Source organism: Stenotrophomonas maltophilia group sp. RY12688 (genome assembly GCF_052149045.1).
Taxonomy (GTDB): Bacteria; Pseudomonadota; Gammaproteobacteria; order Xanthomonadales; family Xanthomonadaceae; genus Stenotrophomonas; species Stenotrophomonas sepilia.
On record NZ_CP197389.1, the window covers coordinates 4,049,870 to 4,071,722 of the forward strand.

15 protein-coding genes and 1 pseudogene are annotated in these 21,853 nt (G+C 67.6%); 8 read left to right on the forward strand and 8 right to left on the reverse strand.

Annotated features, from left to right (window positions below):
• Window positions 1–46: 46 nt before the first annotated feature.
• Together ACS0OT_RS18780 and ACS0OT_RS18785 are read right to left on the reverse strand one after the other, a co-directional pair.
• On the reverse strand, window positions 47–3,022 hold the full coding sequence (locus ACS0OT_RS18780; protein WP_262090172.1) for a TonB-dependent receptor domain-containing protein: 2,976 nt from the start codon (window positions 3,020–3,022) through the stop codon (window positions 47–49).
• Between the two features lie 134 nt (window positions 3,023–3,156).
• Window positions 3,157–6,516, reverse strand: a complete 3,360-nt coding sequence (locus ACS0OT_RS18785; protein ID WP_005420098.1) for a TIM-barrel domain-containing protein — start codon at window positions 6,514–6,516, stop codon at window positions 3,157–3,159.
• Between the two features lie 322 nt (window positions 6,517–6,838).
• Here ACS0OT_RS18785 and ACS0OT_RS18790 point away from each other — a divergent pair, with 322 nt between their 5' ends.
• The 6 genes from ACS0OT_RS18790 to ACS0OT_RS18815 all read left to right on the forward strand — a co-directional run bounded on the left by ACS0OT_RS18790 (window position 6,839) and on the right by ACS0OT_RS18815 (window position 14,168).
• Window positions 6,839–7,993 carry an SIS domain-containing protein gene (locus ACS0OT_RS18790; RefSeq protein WP_005420100.1) on the forward strand — a complete coding sequence of 385 codons (1,155 nt, stop codon included), beginning with the start codon at window positions 6,839–6,841 and terminating at the stop codon, window positions 7,991–7,993.
• Window positions 7,986–8,924, forward strand: a complete 939-nt coding sequence (locus tag ACS0OT_RS18795; protein ID WP_065185864.1) for an ROK family protein — start codon at window positions 7,986–7,988, stop codon at window positions 8,922–8,924. Before ACS0OT_RS18790 ends, ACS0OT_RS18795 begins: the two co-directional genes overlap by 8 nt.
• 16 nt (window positions 8,925–8,940) lie before the next feature.
• Entirely contained in the window at window positions 8,941–10,275 is a 1,335-nt protein-coding gene (locus tag ACS0OT_RS18800) for a D-tagatose-bisphosphate aldolase, class II, non-catalytic subunit (RefSeq protein ID WP_065185865.1), read from the forward strand.
• 33 nt (window positions 10,276–10,308) lie between these two features.
• Window positions 10,309–11,085 carry a DeoR family transcriptional regulator gene (locus ACS0OT_RS18805; RefSeq protein WP_164092995.1) on the forward strand — a complete coding sequence of 259 codons (777 nt, stop codon included), beginning with the start codon at window positions 10,309–10,311 and terminating at the stop codon, window positions 11,083–11,085.
• Entirely contained in the window at window positions 11,082–12,197 is a 1,116-nt protein-coding gene (gene nagA / locus ACS0OT_RS18810) for an N-acetylglucosamine-6-phosphate deacetylase (protein ID WP_442255932.1), read from the forward strand. Before ACS0OT_RS18805 ends, nagA begins: the two co-directional genes overlap by 4 nt.
• A gap of 192 nt (window positions 12,198–12,389) precedes the next feature.
• Window positions 12,390–14,168, forward strand: coding sequence for an MFS transporter (locus tag ACS0OT_RS18815; RefSeq protein WP_065185867.1), 1,779 nt, complete (start codon window positions 12,390–12,392; stop codon window positions 14,166–14,168).
• Window positions 14,169–14,220: 52 nt separating this feature from the next.
• Here the strand turns inward: ACS0OT_RS18815 and ACS0OT_RS18820 are convergent, their stop codons facing one another.
• The 6 genes and pseudogenes from ACS0OT_RS18820 to ACS0OT_RS18845 form a co-directional block, all read right to left on the reverse strand.
• The gene (locus tag ACS0OT_RS18820) at window positions 14,221–14,691 is read right to left on the reverse strand and encodes a SecDF P1 head subdomain-containing protein (RefSeq protein ID WP_065185868.1); all 471 of its coding nucleotides are present in this window, start codon (window positions 14,689–14,691) and stop codon (window positions 14,221–14,223) included.
• A pseudogene (locus tag ACS0OT_RS18825) lies at window positions 14,688–15,204 on the reverse strand (HdeD family acid-resistance protein). Before ACS0OT_RS18825 ends, ACS0OT_RS18820 begins: the two are co-directional and overlap by 4 nt.
• 58 nt (window positions 15,205–15,262) lie before the next feature.
• Window positions 15,263–15,952 (reverse strand): ComF family protein, encoded by a 690-nt coding sequence (locus ACS0OT_RS18830; protein WP_065185869.1) that lies wholly within the window; start codon window positions 15,950–15,952, stop codon window positions 15,263–15,265.
• A gap of 89 nt (window positions 15,953–16,041) precedes the next feature.
• On the reverse strand, window positions 16,042–17,211 hold the full coding sequence (locus tag ACS0OT_RS18835) for an L-dopachrome tautomerase-related protein (RefSeq protein WP_065185937.1): 1,170 nt from the start codon (window positions 17,209–17,211) through the stop codon (window positions 16,042–16,044).
• Between the two features lie 145 nt (window positions 17,212–17,356).
• Window positions 17,357–18,682, reverse strand: a complete 1,326-nt coding sequence (locus ACS0OT_RS18840) for a chloride channel protein (RefSeq protein WP_442255933.1) — start codon at window positions 18,680–18,682, stop codon at window positions 17,357–17,359.
• Between the two features lie 368 nt (window positions 18,683–19,050).
• Window positions 19,051–19,359 (reverse strand): hypothetical protein, encoded by a 309-nt coding sequence (locus ACS0OT_RS18845; RefSeq protein ID WP_065197293.1) that lies wholly within the window; start codon window positions 19,357–19,359, stop codon window positions 19,051–19,053.
• A 159-nt stretch (window positions 19,360–19,518) separates the two neighbouring features.
• Between ACS0OT_RS18845 and bioB the strand changes: the two genes are divergently transcribed.
• Together bioB and bioF are read left to right on the forward strand one after the other, a co-directional pair.
• Window positions 19,519–20,562, forward strand: a complete 1,044-nt coding sequence (gene bioB, locus ACS0OT_RS18850) for a biotin synthase BioB (protein WP_065197294.1) — start codon at window positions 19,519–19,521, stop codon at window positions 20,560–20,562.
• A 67-nt stretch (window positions 20,563–20,629) separates the two neighbouring features.
• Window positions 20,630–21,853 (forward strand): 8-amino-7-oxononanoate synthase, encoded by a 1,224-nt coding sequence (gene bioF / locus ACS0OT_RS18855; protein ID WP_065185871.1) that lies wholly within the window; start codon window positions 20,630–20,632, stop codon window positions 21,851–21,853.

Here is a 21,853-nt window from a genome sequence, read left to right on the forward strand (position 1 = left end):
GGCAGCGTGCCGGCCGCAGCCGGCACGCCAGGTCACGCAAACGGAATTACTTGAACCGGTAGCCGATGGTCACACTGTAACCACGGCCGAAGATGGTGGCGTAGTCACTGGAGTCACCCAGGAAGCTGTTCGGATCGTAGAACGGCAGGCGGTTGAACAGGTTCTTGACGGTGAAGCTCAGGTTCCACGCATCATCCGGGCGCCAGGTGACGCTCATGTTGGCGGTCCACCACGACGGAGCACCATCGCACTTGCTCTTCTGCAGGGCCAGGTAGCCGCCGGTGCAGGTTTCCTTGTTGTTGCTCTCTTCGTCGATCTGGTCGGTAGCCCACTTGGTGCCACCCACGTAGTTGACGAACATGCTGGTGGTCACCTGCTTGTAGGTCCAGTCTGCATTGAACGTGGCACGCAGGCGCGGATTGTTGTAGTAGCCCACCACGTCGCCGTAGTACCAGCCGTTCTCGGCGTCCATGTAGAAGCGGTTGCGGTTGGCGATGGTGGCGGCCAGGCCGATGTTCAGGTTGCCCCAGTCGCCCAGCGAGAAGCGGCTGCGCGCGTCGATGTCGAAGCCGTCGATCAGCGTCTTGCCGCGGTTCTTGTACTGGCCGACCACGCTGGCCACGTTACCGGCGGAGTAGCCCGGCAGGGTGGCCGGGCAGCTCACGCCGCTGGCCGGATCGGCGCACATTGCCGCCAACTGCGCCAGGTTGGCGCGGTCACTGTCGGTGATCGGCGAGCGCGACATCGAGATGATGTCTTCCATGCGGCGATAGTCCGGCGCGACGATTTCATTGTTGCGGTAGATGAACCAGTAGTCGGCCGACACCGACAGCCAGCTCGCCGGCTCGTAGACGAAGCCGAGGGTGGCGATCTTCGCCTTCTCCGGCTTCAGATCCTTGTTCGGCTGGGTCATGCGCGCGACGGTACGGCTGCAATCGACGTTCAGCAGGGTCTTGCCCAGATCGACGTCACCCGGCCGCTGCGACTTCAGCAGCAGGTTGGCGATGGCGTTGGTCTCGCCGCAGCGCAGTTCGTCACGGAAGCCACCGAGCTGTGCGAATACGCCGCCGTTGCCGGACTCGGCCAGGCTCGGTGCGCGGAAGCCGGTGGAATAGGTGCCGCGCAACATCAGCTGATCGAACGCCTGGTACTTGAAGCCGATCTTCGGCGCGATGTTGGCGCTGAAGTTCGGGTACTTGTCCACGCGCACCGCCGCATCCAGTTCCAGCTTGTCGGTGATCGGCGCCACGGTCTCGGCGAACAGCGCGTAGGTGTTGCGCTTGCCGTCGAACCACGAGCCGCCCTGCTGGGTGATCAGGCCATTGGCCGCATCGGCATTGCCCGGGGTGTAGAAGGTCTCACGGCTGGCGTTGAAGCCGAACGCGGCGCGCATCTCGCCCGCCGGCAGCTGGAACAGCGGTCCTTCGATCTTGCCGTCCAGGGTATGCAGGCGGGTCCACGACTGGATGTCGAAGGTCGGGAACGCTTCACGGATCAACGCGGCGTTGGCTTCGCTGATCTCGCCGAACTTGTACGCCGGGTGGTCGGAGATGATCACCCGACCGGTACCAGGATCGATCGTGTACGGCCCGAACGCCTTCTCGAAGCCCTTGGTGTTGACGTTGATCGTCTGGTAGGTGGTGGAGTGGGTACCAGCGCTGGCGAAGGCGGTTTCCCAGTTCCAGTCACCCACGTTGCCACGTGCGCCCGCCAGCACACGATAGCTCTTGTCGGTATTGCGCTGGCCGAAATAGTTCGGGCCGGCATCCTGCAGCAGGTAGTTCAGGCCGACCACGCCGCCCATCATGGCCTTCAACTGCGGGCTGGCGTGGTTGTACTCGTTGTTCGGGCCCAGGAACGGGTACAGGAACTGGTTGACGGTGTTGCCGGTGTTGCGCGAGAACCAGCTGGTCGGGTTGCCGGTCGTGGTGCCGTAGGTGCGCGGCGTGCCGCCGTTGGCGCGCAGGTCGATGTCGGTGTAGGTCGCCTCGGCGAATATCTCGGTGTTGTCACCGACCAGGAAGGTGCCGTTGAGGTAGGCGGTGTTGCGCTCGGACTTGGCACCGGCGTCGATCTCGTTGTTCATCCAGGTTTCCCAGACGCAACGCGGACCGGCCGCTTCACTGGTCAGCACGTTCTTGCAACCCGGCGCAGCTTCCTGCACGCGGCGGCCGGTGACCGGATCGAAGGCGAAGTAAGTGCCCGGATTGAACTCACCCGGCCTGCTGCCCACGCCCAGGCGCAGGTTGTTGAGGTAGTTCGGGTTGTTGACGTAGTACTGGTCCGGACGCTTGTCGTAGAAATCGCTCAGCGGAATCGCGTCGCGACGGTACATGTTGACCGCGCCGTAGATGTTGAAGCGGTTCTCGGCCAGGTCACCGAAGCCGGCGGTGATGCTGGCCTGGCGCTCACCGTAGGAATCGATGCGCGAGGAGGTGTCGTTGGTGAAGCTGATCTCGGCACCCTGGAAGTTGCGCTTGGTGATCACGTTGATCACGCCGGCCACCGCGTCGGTGCCGTACACCGCCGACGCGCCGTCGGTCAGTACTTCCATGCGCTCGATGGCCGCCGCCGGGATCGCGTCGATGTTGACGAACTGGGTTTGGAAGCCGGCCGGGGCACCGTAGTACGACAGGCGGCGACCATTCAGCAGCACCAGCGTGCCCTGCGCGCCCAAGCCACGCAGGTTGGCCTGCGAGGCACCGTCGGAACCGGTGAACAGCGAACGCGCATCCTGCTGCGCAGGGCGTGCGGCCGGCAGGTTGTCGAGCACCTGCAGCAGCGTGCGCGCACCCATGTTCTGGATGTCCTGCTTGCTGATCACCTGCACCGGCGAGGCGGTTTCAACGTCGGTGCGGCGGATGTTGGAGCCGGTGACCTCGATGCGGGCCAGGTCGGTGGCGTTGTCCTTGCTCTCCTGGGCGAAGGCAGGAGCGGCAAGCGAGAACAGCGCGCCGGCAATGGCCAGCGTCAGCGGAGCGATCGAGCGGCAGGGGGGGCGGTGGTGGCGGGCGGGCAACATCGGGGTTCTCTCCTGGCAGGGGTGCGGCGCAACTGAGTGAGCGCGTGGGCGTTCGGCGGGCAAAACGCTCCCGGGCCACGGCCATGAGGGCCGTAGTCGGGATGGGGCGGGGGAGGAGCGGTGTTACGTGGGGGTCATGGGGCGACGATGCTGGCGGAGTCGCCCTCCTGGCCGATCAGTACGGCGTTGGCCCAGTTGGCACAGACCTGGGCGGGTTGGCTGCCCTGCGCACCCAGCGTGCGCAGGCTCAGGGTGGAAAGGCCACGGATGTCCAGCTCCGGCTTGACCACGCCGGGCGCCTTCACCAGGCCGCTGTCGTACAGCAGGCGGTTGTCGCCCCATACCTGGAACTGCAGGCCGCCGGCGTTGCGGCAGGCGTCGTCGATGCCGAGGTCGGCACGCAGCAGGTGCCAGCCGCCCTGCAGGCGCAGGTCGATGCGGCTGTTGGCGCCGACTCCCAGGCCACGGCGGAACTGCAGGCCGTTCATGCGCATGCCGGCGTCGCCACGGAAGGACTGGTCGGTACGCAGCTGGCTGGCCAGCGCGGCCGGCACCGGCAGCTCGGAGAGATAGCGCTGCCGGGCCGGTCGCTCCGGTTCCTGGTGTTCGAGGATGTGGAAGGTGGACAGTGCGATCGGGCCGACGTCGCGCGGCTGCAGTGCATCGAACGCGCGGGCGCTGCCCTGGGCGGCGGTCACCATCGGGTCGGTGCTGCTGGCGCCGTCGCCTTCGGGGTTCTGCACGCTCAGTACGCGGAAGCGCAGCAGGCGGCCGGCATGGGCCGGGAAGTCGATGCGTTGCACGCCTTCCTTCAGCTGCAGGCGGCCACGGGCGATCGGCTCGCCCCACTCGCCATTGCTGTCGCCCAGGTACACCTCGTAATCGCGCACCTGGCCGTGCTTCCAGTTCTTGTCGTTGCGCGGCGCGATGTCGATGCCATCGATCATCCTGCGCTCGCCGAAGCCGATCACCCACTCGTGCGCGCCAGTGCGCACGGCCTGGTTGCGCACGCTGCGGAACCAGGTGTTGGGATCGTCATCGAAGGCGTTCTCCAGCGCATGGCCGGGCTCCTCGGCCGGGCGGTTGACCACCAGCAGGCTGTCTGCGGGCAGTTCGCGGCCGAGTACCGGCGCGGCCGGATAGGCATCGTCGGCGGCCGCAGCGGCCGCCGCGAAGTCCAGCTGCAGCTGCAGCGGCTGGCGGATGTCCTGGACAGCGGTACGCACGTGCAGCGTGCCACGGCGCTCCTTGGCATCGAAGTACCAGCCTTCAGCCGCACCGTTGAACGCCGCCGCATCGGCCAGCGCTGGCAACGCGCGGCCACCGGCCTGCACTGCACGTGGCGCCTGCCGGCTGAGCACGCGCAGGCCATAACGACGCTGCGCCAGCTGGCCGTTGTACTGGCCCTGCACCGCATCGATCTGCACCTGCACCGGGCCACTGCCCAGTGCAGGCGCCTGCACGCGGATTACCTGCGTGCTCGACTCGCCCTGCTGGTAGCGGCGCGTGTTGCCATCGTCTTCGTACAACGTGTACTGCGAGTCGCCCTGCGGGTACAGGTCGAAGGTCACTTCATCGAGCGGCTTTTCGCCGTCGAACAGCATCGACGGGTACATCGGCAGGATCGCACCGGCGCGCACGAACACCGGCAGCGTGGCCAGGTCCACCTGGCGGTCCAGCTGGCGGCCGTCGGCACCGGCCTGCACGCGGCGGCCGTCCCAGTAGTCGATCCAGCCGCCGGCCGGCAGGTGGATGTCGCGGCGCCAGCCACGGCTGGCGGCCTGGCTGCGGTACACCGGCGCCACCAGCAGGTCGCGGCCGAGCAGGAACTGGTACTTGTAGGTCTCATCCTGTGCATGCGGGTCGCGCGGGTAGTCCCACATCAGCCCCCGCACCGGCGGTGCGCCGGTCTGCGCGGCCTCGTGCACCAGCCCGTACATGTACGGGGTCAGGCGCATCTTCAACTTCAGGTAGTCGCGGTTGATGCTGCGGTACGGCTCGTCGTACCACCACGGGTGCTTGCGCGCGTTCGACGACCAGCCGCTCATGCCCATCAGCACCGGCGTGAACGCCTTCCACTGCAGGTCGCGGGTGAAGGTCTCGGCGCTGCCGCCGAAGATTGCATCGACGTCGCCACTGGCGTAGGCCATGCCGGACAGGCCCGAACCGACCAGGGTCGGCACGTGCCAGCGGATGTAATCCCAGCTGCTGCTCTGGTCGCCGGTCCACGCTACGGCGTAGCGCTGGATACCGGCCCAGCCCATCACCGTCCACAGGAACGGGCGCGAATCGGAGTTGTCGAGGATGCCGTTGAACGCCTGGCGGTTGGCATCCATCGCGAACTGGTAGCCCTTGCCGGTCCAGGCCACGTCCAGCTTCTGCACGCGGCTGCCGGCCTTGCCGACTTCCCAGGCGATCTTGTCGACGCCGTTCTCGGTCCACAGGCCGGTGCGGAAGCCGTAGCCGGCGAGCCCCTTCACCGTTTCCGGCAACTGCTTGTAGCCGCAGCCGTAGCCATCATTGGGCAGGATCCAGCCACCGGGCATGTCGTGGGCGCGGTACTGCTTGGCCACGCTGTCGATCACATCCGGCGTGGTGCCGGTCGGGCCGTCGCTCCAGCCTTCGGGCACGGTGCCGGGCTTCTTGCTGTTGTCGCCGTCGTTGTAGCAGTCGGCATCGCCATAGGACAGCGCCCAGCGCGCCACCATGTTCGGGCGGCCGGTCAGCTGGGTGTAACGCTCGATCAGCTTGGGCAGGTCCGCGCCGACGAAGTAGTAGGCATCGAAACGGTCTTCGCGATGCAGCAGCGTGGCCTGGTCGGGCTGGCGCAGGTCGTAGCTGCCATCGCTCCAGGTATTGCGCAGCATGCCCCAGCCACGGCTGCTCAGCAGCATGGGTGCCGGGCTGGGGCGGTCGCCCTCTTCCCAGCCGCCGGAATAGGACACCTCCAGCTCGCGGCCCTTGAACTGATAGCGGCCGTTCTGCTGGCCGCCACCGAAGTAGCCCTCATCGGCCTGCGACGACAGCACCTGCACGCTCTGCGTGGCCTCCAGGTCCAGCGGCTGCAGTTCCTGCCACAGCGCGGTGGGCTGGCCGTTGTCCAGGCGTTCCAGGCGCAGGCGCAGCGGTTGCCGCTGCACATGCAGGACCAGTGCGTCGGTACGCACGCGGATTTCCTGCGCGTCTTCTTCCAGCTGCGCCTGCACGTTCGCCTTGGGCTGCGGCAGCACGATCGGTGCGGCCTTGTCGCCGGCGCCGGTCAACGTGCCGTTGCGGCCGGCCTGCACGCGGATGATGTCGGTCGCCGGCAGTTCAATGCGGATGCGCGCGCCCTTGTCGGTCTGCAGGTCCCAGCCCTGCACGCCATCGCGGCTGGCGCTGGCGCTGACCGATCGCAGGTTTCCGACCGGCTCGGCCCGGGCCGTCATGGACGCCAGCATCAAGGCCGGCAACAGGGCCAGCATCAGCGGCGAGCGACGTACGCAGTTTTCCACGCGGACTCCCAACCCGTTCACCGGGCGTTTCGAAAGCGATTGGGCCGACTCTAGGGCAGCGATTCGAAAGATGTCAACAAATTGAAAGGAAAAAGGAAGATATATTCCATTGAAACGAAAGTTGTTGCGTCGCAATACTTTGTGTAAGCGCTTGCAGTCGCCTGTTAAGCATTGTGCGATACGGCATTTGACCCGTCCTTTCGTTTTCATGGTCATTCCGCGACTGGGAAAGCCACTCGGCCATTTTCTTTCTTTTTACTTTCGATGTTTGACATTTCGAAAGAAAACACAGATGGTGCGCTGGCCCAACTGGAACCTCCGAATGGACGTCACCCTGCTTTCCGATGTGTCCGCCTGGCAGCGCCTTGGCGGAGCCGATACCGCAATCGAAATCGCCCAGCAGCCTGCGCTGTGGGAAGCACTCGCACAGGACCTGTCGCGTGCCCGCGACCGCCTGCAGGCCTTCCTCGGCGACAGCCTCAACGATCCCAACCAGCGCGTGCTGTTCACCGGCGCCGGCAGTTCCGGCTTCATCGCCGAGATGGTGGCCGACGCGATCAACGCACAGTGGGCGGCCGAGGTGCGCGTGGTGCACACCACCAGCCTGCTGACCCACCCGGCGCTGTACCTGCAGCGTGACCGCCCGACCCTGCTGGTGTCGTTCGGCCGCAGTGGCTCCAGCCCGGAAAGCGTGGCAGCGGTGGATCGCGTGCGCAGCGACGTGGACGACGCGCGCTTCCTCGACATCACCTGCAACGCCGATGGCGAACTGGCCCGCCGTGGCGCCGGCCGTGGCGATACGTGCACCCTGCTGATGCCGTCGGCCAGCTGCGACCGTGCCTTCGCCATGACCAGCAGCCTGACCTGCATGCTGCTGGCGGCACTGACGGTGTTTGATCGCTCGCCGTGGGATGCGCGCGTGGCGCGCCTGAAGCAGATCGCCGCGCTGGCCCGCGAAGGGCAGGCGCAGTGGGACGCACCAGTGGCAACACTTGCGCAGCGCCCGTTCAACCGCGTGATCTACCTTGGCAGCGGCCCGCTGGAAGCGCTGGCCCGCGAGTGTGCACTGAAGGTGCTGGAGCTGACCGCTGGCCGCGTTCTGGCGCTGGCCAACACGCCGCTGGGCTTCCGTCACGGTCCCAAGTCGACGCTGGATGGCAACACCCTGGTGGTGGTGCTGCGCAGCGTGCAGCCGCTCGCGCGCCGCTACGAGCAGGACCTGCTGGACGAACTGCGCCGCGATGGCGTGGCCGGGCAGGTGCTGGCGATCGGTCCACATTCGGACATCGGCGCCGATGACGATTACACCCTCACCGTACCGGCGCTGGACGATCCGTGGCTGGCACCGGTGTGGCTGGGCTTCGCGCAGCTGTTCGCGCTGCAGCGCTCGGCCGCGCTGGGACTGACCCCGGACAACCCGTTCCCGGACGGCACCGTCAACCGCGTCGTCAAGGGCGTCACCATCCACCATGGCTGAGCTGATCGCCCACGCCTGCTATGGCATCGACATCGGCGGCACCAAGATCGAGCTGGTGGCGTGCGATGCGGCGATGCAGGTCACCTGGCGCCGCCGCGTGGCCACGCCGCAGGGCGACTACGATGGTTTCCTGCAGGCCGTGGTGACGCTGGTGGCCGAGGCCGACGCCGCGCTGGGCCGGAATGATGCGGCCATCGGCATTGCCCTGCCCGGCGTGCGTGACCGCCGCAGTGGCCGCCAGCTCAGCGCGAACGTGCCCGCACTGACCGGCCAATGCGTGGCGCAGGATCTGCAGGCGCGGCTGCAACGCTCGCTGCATTTCGGCAACGACCTGCAGTGCTTTGCCCTGTCGGAAGCGCACGGCGGCGCCGCCGACGGCTTCCCCAGCATGTTCGGCGCCATCCTCGGCACCGGTGCCGGCGGTGGCTTCTGCCTGCAGGGCCGGCTGCTGTCCGGCTTCAACGGTCTGGCCGGCGAATGGGGCCACTGGAGCGTGCCCGGCCATCTGCTGCAGCGCCATGGCCTGCCGCTGCTGGACTGCGGCTGCGGCCTGCAGGGCTGCGTGGAGCGCTATGTGTCCGGCAGCGGATTGGCCATGATCGAGCGCCACCTCGGAGGCAGCGCCGTCGATGCCAGTGCGGTGATCACGCTGGCAGAAGCCGGCGATGCCCGCGCGCGCAAGGCGCTGGACATTCATCGTGATCTGCTCGGCCACAGCCTGGCCGCGCTGGTGCTGGCGCTGGACCCGCACGTGATCGTGCTCGGCGGTGGCCTCTCGCAGTACGCGCCGCTGTACCGGCAGCTGCCGGCCGCCCTCGCCACCCATCTGTTCAATGGCGTGCAGGTCCCGCCGATCGTGCCGCCACGGTTCGGCGATGCCGGTGGCGCACGTGGTGCCGCCCTGCTCGCCTGCCAACCCTCGTTTTCCTGATCTCCGGAGCCTGACCATGTCCCCGTTGCAGACCCTGCTTGCTTCCCACCGCGCCGGCGCCAACGTCGGCCTGTACAGCGTCTGCTGCAGCAACGAGCAGGTGCTGCGCGCGGCCATGCACGTCGCCCTGGCGCATGGCACCGTGCTGCTGGTCGAGGCCACCTCCAACCAGGTCGACCAGTTCGGCGGCTATACCGGCATGACCCCGCCGCAGTACCGCGACTACGTCGGTACCCTGGCCGATGAAGAAGGCTTCCCGCGCGAGCGGCTGATCCTGGGCGGCGACCACCTCGGCCCGAATGCCTGGCAGAAGCGCCCGGCGGCCGAAGCGATGACCCACGCGCGCGTGCTGATCGAAGCCTACGTCGCCGCCGGTTTCCACAAGATCCATCTGGATTGCAGCATGTCCTGCGCCGATGATCCGGTGCCACTGCCCGATGCCATCGTCGCTGCGCGCTCGGCCGAGCTGGCCGAAATCGCCGAACGCACCGCCGCCGAACATGGCCTGCCGCCGCCGGTCTACGTGATCGGTACCGAAGTGCCGATTCCCGGTGGAGAAGCCTCGCTTGCCGAGGGCCTGCAGGTGACCACGCCGGCCGCCGCCGCGCAGACCCTGGCCATCCACCGGCAGGCCTTCGATACCCCGCAGCTGCGCGATGCGTGGCAGCGTGTGATCGCGATGGTGGTGCAGCCGGGCGTGGACTTCGATCACAGCAGCGTGCACGAGTACGACGCCGCCGCTGCCAGTACGCTGGCCGATTTCCTCGAACAGCAGCCACGCATCGTGTTCGAAGCGCACTCCACCGACTACCAGCGCGAGAGCGGCCTGCACGCGCTGGTGCGCGACCACTTCGCCATCCTCAAGGTCGGGCCCGCGGCCACCTTCGCCTACCGCGAAGCGCTGTTCGCGCTGGCCGCGATCGAGGCCGAACTGCTGCCGGCGGCACAGTGCTCGCGCCTGCCGCAGGTGCTGGACGAGGTGATGGTGGCGCAGCCGAAGTACTGGCAGTCCTACTACCAGGGCGATGACACTGCGCTGCGCCTGCTGCGCAGCTACTCCTTCAGTGACCGCTGCCGTTACTACTGGGGCGAGCCCGCGCTGGTGCAGGCGGTGCAGACCCTGTTCGCCAACCTGGAACAGCACGCGCCGCCACTGGTGCTGCTCAGCCAGTACCTGCCGGAGCAGTACCGCGCCGTGCGTGAGGGCACGCTGGCCAACACCCCCACCGCGCTGGTGCAGCACCGCATCGGCCTGTGCCTGGGCGAGTACGCGCGCGCCTGCAGCGCCAACCAGGCCGGAACCCGCACGCAGAACGCACGTTCGGCTGCCGCAGTTGCTGCGAACGGCTAATCTCTACCTTTCCCCGCGAAACCGAGAATGGCCATGCGCAACACCCGCTCCCGCCGGCAACAGATCCTGCAGCTGCTGATCGAGCACGGCTCGGTGCAGGTGGCCGATCTGGTCGAGCGTTTCGGCGTGTCGGCGGTGACCATCCGTGCCGACCTGACCCACTTCGAGTCGCAGGGCCTGGCCAACCGCACCCACGGCGGCGCCACCCTGGTGCGCACGCCGCCGCAGGAACAGGACATCCACGAAAAGGACGCACTGAACCTGCCGCTAAAGGAATCGATCGGCGCGTGTGCCGCGCGCCTGGTACGGCCTGGTGACAACATCATCATCGACTCCGGCTCGACCACGATGACGCTGGCTCGCCACCTGCGCGCGCATCGCGACGTGACGGTGATGACCAATGGCCTGAACATCGCCTGGGAACTGGCCAATGCCGCAGGCATCACCGTGCTGCTGACCGGTGGCCTGCTGCGCCAGCAGTCGCTGTCGCTGCAGGGCAGCCAGGCCGAGGCCAGCCTCAACTCGTACAGCTTCGACACCCTGTTCCTTGGCGTGGATGGCCTGGACCTGCAGTTCGGCCTGACCACCCACGACGAGGCCGAAGCCCGCCTCAACCACCGCATGGTCGAGCGCGCGCGCCGCATCGTGGTGCTGACCGACGCCTCCAAGTTCGGCCGTGTCAGCCTGCACCGCATCGCCCGCCTCGACCAGATCCACGCCATCATCACCGACGCCGGCATCGACGAGGCAACCCGCGAAGGGCTGCAGCGGCTGGGTATCGAAGTGATCATTGCCGAGCCTCCCGCATGACCGACATCCGTTCCCTGCATGGCCGCATCCTCACCCCGCTGGGCTGGCGGCGTGGCCAGGTCCACTTCGATTCACACGTGCGCCAGCTGCAGGTGGATGACCACAGTGGTGCTGACGACCTGCAGCTGCCGGTGATCCTGCCCGGCTTCATCGACCTGCATGTGCACGGCGCGGCCGGGGTGGATCTGATGCAGGGCGGCGACGTGGCGCGCACCATCGCGCGCACGCATCTGCGCTTCGGCACCACCACGCTGCTGGCAACCACCATGACCGCCGGCCTGGATGAGATCGAGCACGCGCTGCAGGGGGTGGCTGCGACGATGGCGGCGCCCGATGCCGACGCCGCCCGCATCGTCGGCGTGCATCTGGAAGGACCGTTCATCAGCCCGCAGCGGCTCGGTGCACAGCCCAACCGCACGATCGAGGCGACGCTGGCGCTGGTGCAGCAACTGCACGCACTGGCGCCGATCCGAGTGATAACGCTGGCACCGGAAATCGGCGAGCACACCGCACTGATTCCCGCGCTTTCGGCGATGGGCATCCGCGTGCAGCTCGGTCACAGCGCCGGCACCTATGAAGAGGGCGTGGCTGCGCTGCAGGCCGGCGCCTCCGGCTTCACCCATCTGTTCAATGGCATGACCGGTGTCGACCATTACCGACCCGGCATCGCCGCGGCGGCGCTGGCGCATGCACAGTACGCCGAGATCATTCCCGACCTGCAGCACATCCATCCCGGCGTGATCCGCCTGGCCGCGCGCGCGATCCCGCGCCTGTATGCGGTGACCGACGCGACGGCCGCCACCGGCATGCCCGACGGCGAGTACGCGCTGGGCGAGCAGCGCGTGCACAAGTGCGGCGGCTGCGTGCGCCTGGCGACCGGTTCACTGGCCGGCAGCGCGCTGACCATGGACCAGGCGCTGCGCAACCTGGTGCGCGTGGGCCTGGAGCTGGCCGATGCCTCGCAGCGCGTTTCCACCTTCCCGGCCGACTATCTGGGCCTGGGCGATCGCGGCCGCATCGCGCCCGACGCCCGTGCCGACCTGGTGGTGCTGGACGCCGAACTGCGCCTGCAGCAGGTGGTCATTGGTGGGCGCGTGATCGATCTGACCTGACGCAAGCGATGCGGCCCGGATGCCGCGCGGGCTCCCTGTAGAGCCGAGCCATGCTCGGCTCACCGCACGAAGCGCGGCATGGGGAACCTCGATATCGGAACGGAAAGCAGCCGAGCATGGCTCGGCTCTACAGAATGCACTCTGCGACGAACCGCCGCCTGGCCTGGCCCGGCGCTACCACAGGAACTGCCGATGACTGCAAGCACCGCTCCGCGCTGGCCCGTACGTTACCTGCTCTTCATCGGCGGCCTCGGTGGCCTGCTGTACGGCATCGACATCGGCATCATCGCCGGCGCCCTGCCCTATCTTGAAGCCACCGCCAGCCACGCCTGGCAGCTCAGCAGCCAGCAGCTTGGCTTCGTGGTGGCCGCGGTACTGCTGGGCAGCGTGCTGTCCTCGCTGTTCGCCGGCATGATCGCCGACCTGATCGGCCGCCGCGGCGCGATGCTGCTGGCCGGCCTGCTGTTCACCGCCTCGATTCCGATCATGGCGCTGGCCTCCGGTTACACGCCGCTGCTGCTGGGCCGCCTGCTGCAGGGCATCAGTGGCGGTTTGATCGGTGTAGTGATTCCGCTGTACCTGGCCGAAGTGCTCAGCCCCGAGCGACGCGGGCGCGGCGCCGCGATGTTCCAGCTGCTGCTGACCGTTGGCCTGGTGCTGGCAGCCCTGATCGGCCTGTACCACGCCCACGCCGTGGATGCCGCCGCCGAAACCGTGCGCTCGCTGCCGCTGGCACAGCAGGCGCAGGAGCTGTTCACGGTGAAGGACCACGCCTGGCGCACCATCTTCTGGACCTGCCTGGCGCCGGGCCTGCTGTTCTGCGCGGGCATCTTCTGGCTGTCCGAATCGCCACGCTGGCTGGTACGCCGGGGCCGCATTGATGAAGCCCGCCGCAGCCTGCAGCGCGTACTGCCCGCTGCCGATGTGGAGCCCACCCTTGCGCAGATCCAGGCGCCGGAATCGAGCAGCAGCCACAGCAAGCGCGATCCACTGCTCAGCCGCCGCTACGTGGTGCCGTTCCTGCTCGCCTGCGTCGTGCTGGCCTGCACCCAGGCCACCGGCATCAACTCGGTACTGGCCTACGCGGTGAACATCCTCAATCAGGCCGGCCTGTCCGGTTCAGTGGCCAACGGCGCCGACGTGGCGATCAAGCTGCTGAATGCGGTGATGACCGTGGTCGCGTTGCTGCTGGTCGACCGCAAGGGCCGCAAGTTCCTGCTGATGCTCGGCAGCGGTGGTATCTGCGTGGCCCTGCTGGCCGCGGCCACGCTGTTCTTCCAGGCCGAGCGCGGTCGCGCTGATGTGCAGCCGCAGTTGCAGGCGGCGGTCAACGGCGATGGCCTGCAGCTGGTGCTGGATGAAGCCCAGTGGCAGCGCCTCGGTGCTGGCATCGACAGCGAGGGCCGGCCGCTGCAGCTGACCGTGTCGTACGCCTACGGCGACTTCACCAATGTGCGCGCCGTGCGCAGCGACAACCTGATTGATCGCGAACTGCGTATCGACCGCACCGGCACCGTACAGCCGGACAGCGTGATCGGCGCATTCTTCCGCAACTTGCATCTGAACCCGTTCGCCGACCCCGCCAGTGCCGCGCAGGCGCCGCTGCGCGTCGAACAGGCCCGCATCGGCCCGGTGCCGCCACCGGCACACGGCTGGGCCGTGGCCGCCTGCATCCTGGTGTTCGTCGCGTTCTTCGCGGTCGGCCCCGGCGTGTGCGTGTGGCTGGCACTGTCGGAGCTGATGCCGAACCGCATCCGTTCCAATGGCATGAGCATCGCGCTGCTGATCAACCAGTTCGTGTCGACCACCATCGCCGCCATCTTCCTGCCCACGGTGGGCCACTACGGCTACGCCAGCATGTTCGTGTTCTGGGCGGCGTGCACCTTCGTATTTTTCCTGGTAGCCGCGTTCTGGCTGCCGGAGACCAAGGGCAAGTCGCTGGAGGAGATCGAGGCACGGTTCGCCCGGTAGCGGTCGACCTTGGTCGACCTCCGCGCGTAACGCGGTGGTGTTGGCGCGCCCGTCACTGACCGGTGATGTGCTTCGCCAACGCCTGTGCCTCGGCAATGCTCGGCAGCCCGCTCAGCATCATCGATTCACCGAACGGGCCTTTCACCGTCGCCACCATCAGCACGCGGCCGTCCACGCTGAGCGCCGCGCGCTGGCCCACCAGTGCTGCCGTGCCATCGTGGATGCGCTGGTGCGCTTCGGGTCGATAGCGGATCTGCAGGCCAGGTTGCTTGGCTTCATCCAGCACGTAGCGCACGTCGGCAATGTCGGTGCTGCCGGCAATCGGCGGCTCGCGCAGGGCCAGGGTTTCGCCTTGCCATTGCGCCGGCTTGCCTTTGCCGGAGGCGTCCACCGCGCTCAGGCGCACATCCACGCCAGGGCGCGGCACGTGATCCTTCCCTGCCAAGCCACCGGGCGTGGCGCCCGGCATGCAGCCGGCCAGGGTCAAGGCCACGCCCAGCAACAGCGGAAGCGCAGCCCTCACTTCAGCTTCCGCAGCTTGAATGCCACCAGCACCTGCAGCAGGCCGTACAGCAGGCTGCCGATGCCGATCCACAGCGTAGTTACCGCCACGCCGGCATATGGATTCGCCGCAAACAGCAGGCCCAGCACCACCGCCAGCACGCCGCTGAGGATCAGCAACCATTCGCCCTGGATCTGCTTGCGCACGCGGATCGCGAACACGATGCGATAGATGCCGGCCACCAGCAGCCACGCCGCCAGGAACAGCACCAGCACGCTGGCGGTGGCCAGCGGATTGATCACCGCCAGGATGCCGAAACCCAGCGAGGCGATGGCATACAGTGCCAGCCAGCCACGCGACGCGCCGCTGCCGCCGCTGACCAGTGCGAACAGGCTGATGACGCCTTCAACGATGGCCATCACGCCCAGCGTCCACGCCAATGCCATGGCGGCGGACAGCGGCCAGCCCATACAGCAGCAGGATCCACCAGCTGCGACCCACCGCCGACAACAAGGGAGACAAGGGGGAATTCATGGCCACTCCTTCGATCCGGAACCGGCCACATCCTAGCCCCCGGCGATGAAGACAGCGATCACGGCACCCGCGCGCACACCCATACCCGCACCTCTTCAGCACCCACGCAGCGCAGCGTTTCGGCAATCTCCATCACCGTACTGCCGGTGGTCATCACGTCGTCAACCACGGTCAATCGGGGTGGCACCGGACCGCGTACATCGAACGCATCGAACAGGTTTTCCCTGCGTTGCTCGGCCGTTCGTTCGGACTGCGGTGCGGTATGCCGCCGCCGGTACAGCCCATGCCAGACCGGCAACGGCAGCAGCCGGCACAGCTCGGCGGCCTGGTTGTAGCCGCGTTGGCGCAGGCGGCGGCGGTGCAGGGGTACCGGCGCCAGTGGTGGGCATGACCAGGCGGGCGGTGCCCGCTGCATCAACTGCGCCAGCAGGCGGCCAGCCGCCAGGTCCTGATGGAACTTGTAGCGCAGCAGCAGCTGGTCCACTGGCGGCAGGTACAACAGGCTGGCATGGGTGGCCGTCTGCGGTGGCGCTTCCTCGCGGCAGCTGCCGCAGACGATCAGGGCGGCGTCCGGCAGCGGCAGCGCGCAACGCAGGCAGGCGCGGCCGGCCCAGGGTAGTTCGGCGAGGCAGGCGCGGCATAGGTCAAGGCCATCATGGCCTGGGTCGTCACAGACCAGGCAGCGCAATGGCAGCAGCAGGCGAAGCACGGCCTGCAGGCTCCAGGCGGCGGGGGTAAAGGCAGGCATACGTTGCAGCGTGAGCACCTCGATGGCGCGATGCCATCGGCTGTGTTCCCAGTGGGCCGTAGGAACTTTCACCGCTCTACCGGATCACTTCACCTCGTGGGCGCCGGCGCGGCATCCACCCGCGTGCGGTACACCATGTACGGCGCCTGCCGCCGATCAACGCCGCCATTGAATCCGGCTTGGCGGTGCAGCTGGTTGGCGGTGAAGTACAGATAGCCGTCCGGCCCCATCGACAACGTATCCGGCCACAGGATGCGCGGGTCGTGAACCACGGTCGTCCATCGCCCCTGCGCGTCGCGGGCATGGATCGCGTTGTGCTCGTAGTCGCTGGCATACAACCGCCCGTCGGCGTCCATCTCCATGCCATCGGAGGCGCCCTTGTCGTCGTGGTCGACCACTGCGGCCGCCAGTTCCGCTTCACTCACCTTCGGATCGCGCAGCAGCGCGGTCGGCACGCTGTACAGATGACGGCTGGACAAGGGCGTGTAGAACAGCGTGGCGCCATCGGGCGACAGGGCGATGCCATCGGCGGCCACGGTGAACGGCTGGGTCGAACCATCCGCGTTGCGCAGCCGCATCTGCTGCCCTTCCACGATCGGTACGAAGGTCGGGTCGGCTGACGTGGACACATGCCCGATCAGGCGCTTGGTGGCGCTACCGGTAGCGAGGTCGATCACGATGATGCCGCCGATACCGCTCAGCGACGAGTCGGTCACGTAGGCCACGCCCTCGCGGCCGACCCGGAAGTCGAAGCGCACATCGTTGACGTAGGTGCGCGCGTCGATGACGTTGGCCGGGAACACCAGTGTCCTGGCCACGGTATTGGTAGCCAGATCGATCGCCACCAGCTTGGCGCCACCGGCCTGCGGTGCGGAGAATGCGGGCGCTGCAGTGTCCAACACCCACAGCCGGCCCTGGCCATCGGCCACCACGCTCTGCACGCTGATGAAGTGTGCAGCCGGGTCGGCTCCGTCCGCGCTGTTGATGCGCGCATCCGGATAGGGTACGGCGCGGCCGTCGCGCCATTCGGCCACGCTGCAGCTCACGTCATCGCCCCAGCGCGGGAAGTTGACGAAGATGCGCCCGGTTTCAGATACCGCCACGCTGGTGGGCATGGCACCCTCGAAACGCGCCACCGGTTCGAGGGTACCGATGCTGCGCTCGCTGGGCAGCATGGGCGCGCCGGACATCGCCAGCGCGGGGGAACTGGCCAGGGCCAGGACGGCAGCCGCCAGGCTGCGGATACGACAGTTGATCATGTTGCTCTCGATGCGGGTCCGGGTGCAGCCCCGGCGTGGACGCATCTTCTGCGGCGCACGCGGCATCGGGTAGACGGTGCAGCGCGGAATCAGCTTCACTACAGGAGTGAAGATTCGAGATGATTGGTCCTGTTGATCAAGGCAATCAGTGAGGCCTGTCAGCTGGCTCTGCTTTCGGCACCATCAACAGCTCCGCCAACCCACGGTAGATCGGCACGCGGCACACCATCCCGGACACGCCGCGCGCGATCAGCACCGTGGCCAGGATCGGCAGGAGCAGATCACCACTGTCGGTCAGCTCCAGCGAGATCACCGCCGAGGTCAGCGGGGCCTGGGTGACGCCGGTCAGGTAGGCACACATGCCCAGCAGCACGAACGCACGCGGATCCACGCCCGGCATCAACATCGCCAGGTTATGCCCAAGACCGGCACCGACCGCCAGCGCCGGCGAGAACAGGCCGCCGGGGATGCCCGCCACGTAGGACGCCAGGTTCGCCAGCAGCTTCACCAGACCGAACTCGTGGCCCACCATCGCCTGCCCCTGCACCAGGCTGCGCGCCTGTTCGTAGCCGGTGCCGAATGCGCCTTCTCCGAACGCCAGGGCCAGCAGCACCACCACCAGCCCGCAGCCTGCGGCCAGCAACACGGGATGCCGCTGCCGCAGTTGCCCGAGCCAACGGGGGCGGCCCGCCGCACTGGCCAACACCGCGCGCGCGAACAATCCGCCCAGCAATCCGGCCACTGCGCCGCACAGCAGGATCGCCAGCCAGCCCTGGCCGAGCGGCAGGCGCGCACTCACATGGCCGAAGTAGGTGTAGTTGCCGAGCAGGCCCAGCGAGACCACGCCACCGACGATCACTGCGGTCAGCAGGGTGCCGGAGAAGCGATGCTCGAAGCGGCCGCTGAGCTCCTCGATGGCGAAGACGATGCCGGCCAGCGGTGTGTTGAACGCCGCCGCGATGCCGGCCGCGCCCCCGGCCAGCAGGAAGTGCGAGAGTTCGCGCGGGTCCTTGAAGCCGAACCAGCGGCCGAACAGGTACATCAGGCTCGCGCCCACATGCACGGTCGGGCCCTCGCGACCAACGGACGCGCCACCGAGCAGGGACAGCGAGGTCAGCAGCAGCTTGCCCGCCGAGACCGCGGGCGACAGGTTGGTCTTGCGGAAGGACTCGTCCGGCCTGTCCAGTGCGGCAATGACCTGCGGAATGCCACTGCCGCGGGTGGGTTTGAGCGCACCCGCGGTCAGCCAGGCCAGCAACGCGAAGATGCCGGGCGTGAGCAGCAGGGCCCACCACGGCGAGTGCGCGGTGATGCGCTGGAACAGATGGAAGGCCGCGTCGCTGGCCTTGGCAAACAGGATGGCCACCAGCGCTACGGCCACAGCACCGCCCCAGAGCGCGGCACGGCGGCGCCAGGCCTCACTGAGAACCAGCGCGGTGATGCGGCCGCGGAGGCGATTGAGATCGGTCATGCAGGACAGTCTGGATGCGGCGGGTGCGAGCGGACAGCGGCTACTGTGGCTGAAGGCCTTGCAGGATGCGGTGAAATGCCCCGATACGGGTCGTCCCGACTGCCTGCCCCGTGCGTACATCGCTGGACGCGCAGGCGCTCCCGCCACCGGCGCTTTTTCACCCCGCGCTTCCAGTACACCGCGCGCAACCCGTTCGCGCACACGCTGGGCGTAGAAGACATCGGCAATGCCGGGGTGGCGCTGCGGGTCCAGCGACATCGCGTTCCCCACGATGCAGGCGATGTTCGGAACTGTCCATCGCAGTGGAAACGCAGTTGCGCATCGATCCGGGCGATGCCTCCATCGGTCAGCGCGGCGGTGCTTTGCCGCTACTGGTCGGTGAGAGGGACATCGCTGTCAGGACCTTCGTCCGTATCACGCAGGCAACCGTTTATCGCCAACAAGCGAACCAAGACATAGTGACCGAATGCTTCAAGTTCCTCCTTCGGCAGCATCGCCGGATCGAGCTCCCCCGCCGCGTAGTCCTTGAAGGTCACGAAGGTGTGATTCTTCCACTGCCCCGGCGCATCGGCCTGACGCAGATCATCCAGCACCACGCGCAGGCCGCCGTCAGGAAGTGCGGCCAGGCTGCACAGCACCGCGTCGCGGCGGATCGGGTAGGGCTGGTAGCTGTCCATGGCACGTGCTCGCGAGTCCGTATGCGGCAATGAACTTACACCGTAGCGCGCATTTCTGGCAGTCGATTTCTGTAAACCGAATTAATTACCAATTAGTTGACAGCATTCACCAACCCACCCACACTGCCGCCCTCGCTCCACTCGTACCCAAGGTCCGCCATGGCTGCTGCCATCCGCCACGACTGGCAACACGACGAACTGCAGGCCCTGTTCGACCTGCCGTTGCCCGAGCTGCTGTTCCGCGCCGCGGCGGTCCACCGTGAGCACTTCGACCCGGCGCAGGTGCAGGTCTCCACGCTGCTGTCGGTGAAGACCGGAGGCTGCCCGGAAGACTGCGCGTACTGCCCTCAGGCGCAGCGCTACAGCACCGGGGTGAACGCTCAGAAGCTGATGGACACCGATGCGGTGCTGGCCAAGGCCCGCCAGGCCAAGGCCGCCGGTGCGTCGCGTTTCTGCATGGGTGCCGCGTGGCGATCACCGAAGGACCGCGACATCCCGAAGGTAGCGACGATGATTGCCGGGGTGAAGGCGCTGGGCCTGGAGACCTGCGCCACGCTGGGCATGCTCAGTGGCGAACAGGCACGCGCGCTGAAGGACGCCGGCCTGGACTACTACAACCACAACCTCGACACCGCACCGGACTACTACGATTCGATCATCCACACGCGCCAGTACCAGGACCGCCTGGACACGCTGGAGCACGTGCGCGAGGCCGGCCTGAAGACCTGCTGCGGCGGCATTGTCGGCATGGGCGAGACGCGCGCGCAGCGCGTCGGCCTGCTGCTGGCGCTGGCCACGCTGCCGGCGCATCCCGATTCGGTGCCGATCAACAGGCTGGTGCAGGTGGCGGGCACCCCGCTGCATGGCAGCGCGGAGCTGGACCCGTTCGAATTCGTGCGCATGATCGCGGTGGCACGCATCGCCATGCCGCGCTCGATGGTGCGGCTGTCGGCCGGGCGCGAAGCCATGAGTGACGAACTGCAGGCGCTGTGCTTCCTGGCCGGTGCCAATTCGATCTTCTACGGCGACAAGCTGCTGACCACCGGCAACCCGGAGAGTGAGCGCGACCTGGCCCTGTTCGCCCGGCTGGGACTGCAACCGATGGCGGTGCAGGTGGATGCCGAGGGCCACGATCACGGCGGTACAGTGCACGCCGACATCAGCGCCGATGCGCCCGGCTGCGGCTGCGCTCACGCGGCCTGAGACGGGGTACAAGCAGGCGTCGCGGCAACGCGCTACCCTAGCCGCCCCGTCGCCGCATTCAGCCGCCATGGCCCGCCCCGACCTGACCGCCCGCCTCCACGCCCAGCGCGCCCTGCGCGATGCCCAAGGCCGTCGCCGCACGCGGCGCACGGTCAACCGTCGTGATGGCGTCCGCCTGGAAGTGGACGGCCAGTGGCTGACCGGCTTCTGCAGCAATGATTACCTGGGCCTGGCCCAGCAGTTCAGCGTGGTCAACGCGCTGCAAGATGCCGCTGCACGCGAAGGCGCCGGCGCCGGTGCATCGCATCTGGTCTGCGGCCACCACGCCCTGCATGACGCGCTGGAGCGCGAAGTGGCGGAGTGGCTGGGCTACCCGAGCGCGCTGCTGTTCGGTAGTGGCTTCGCCGCCAACCTGGCCGTGCAGCAGGCACTGCTGAGCGAAGAGAGTGATGTCTGCGTGCAGGACAAGCTCAACCACGCCAGCCTCTTGGATGCGACGCGGCTGGCCGGTGCGCGCCTGCGCCGTTATCCGCACCTTGATGCCGAAGGCGCGATGCGCCAGCTCAAGCACGCGCCCGACGGCGCGGCGATGCTGGCCACCGATGGTGTCTTCAGCATGGATGGCGACATCGCACCGCTGCGTGCATTGTCGCTTGTGGCACGCCTGCAGCAGGCGCTGTTCTATGTGGACGATGCGCACGGCGTAGGCGTGGTCGGTGACGGCCGTGGTGCCGTGGCCGCCGCCGGGCTGGGCGTGGACGATGTGCCGCTTCAGCTGGTCACGCTGGGCAAGGCACTGGGCGGTTCCGGCGCGCTGGTGCTGGGCCGCGACGATCTGGTCGAGCACCTGGCTGAAACCGCACGCCCCTACATCTACACCACGGCGATGCCGCCACCGCTGGCCGCCGCTGCACTGGAAGCGGTGCGCCTGGCACGCCGTGACAACTGGCGCCGCTCGAAACTGACCGACCTGATCGCGCTGTTCCGCAGCGAGGCACGCCGCCATGGCCTGGACCTGATGGCTTCGGAAACGCCGATCCAACCGCTGCTGTGTGGTGACGATCACCGCGCCGTGGCGATGTCCAAGGCACTGGAGCAGGCTGGGTGGCTGGTCGGCGCGATCCGTCCGCCCACGGTGCCCGAAGGCAAGGCGCGCCTGCGTGTGACCCTGTCCGCCCTGCACACGCCGGAACAGGTGCGTGGCCTGGTGGACGCGATCGCCAGCGCGCGCGATCGCGTGGATCTGGCGGTGCGTGACGCCGCGCCACCGCCATTGCCTGTCTTTGCCTGA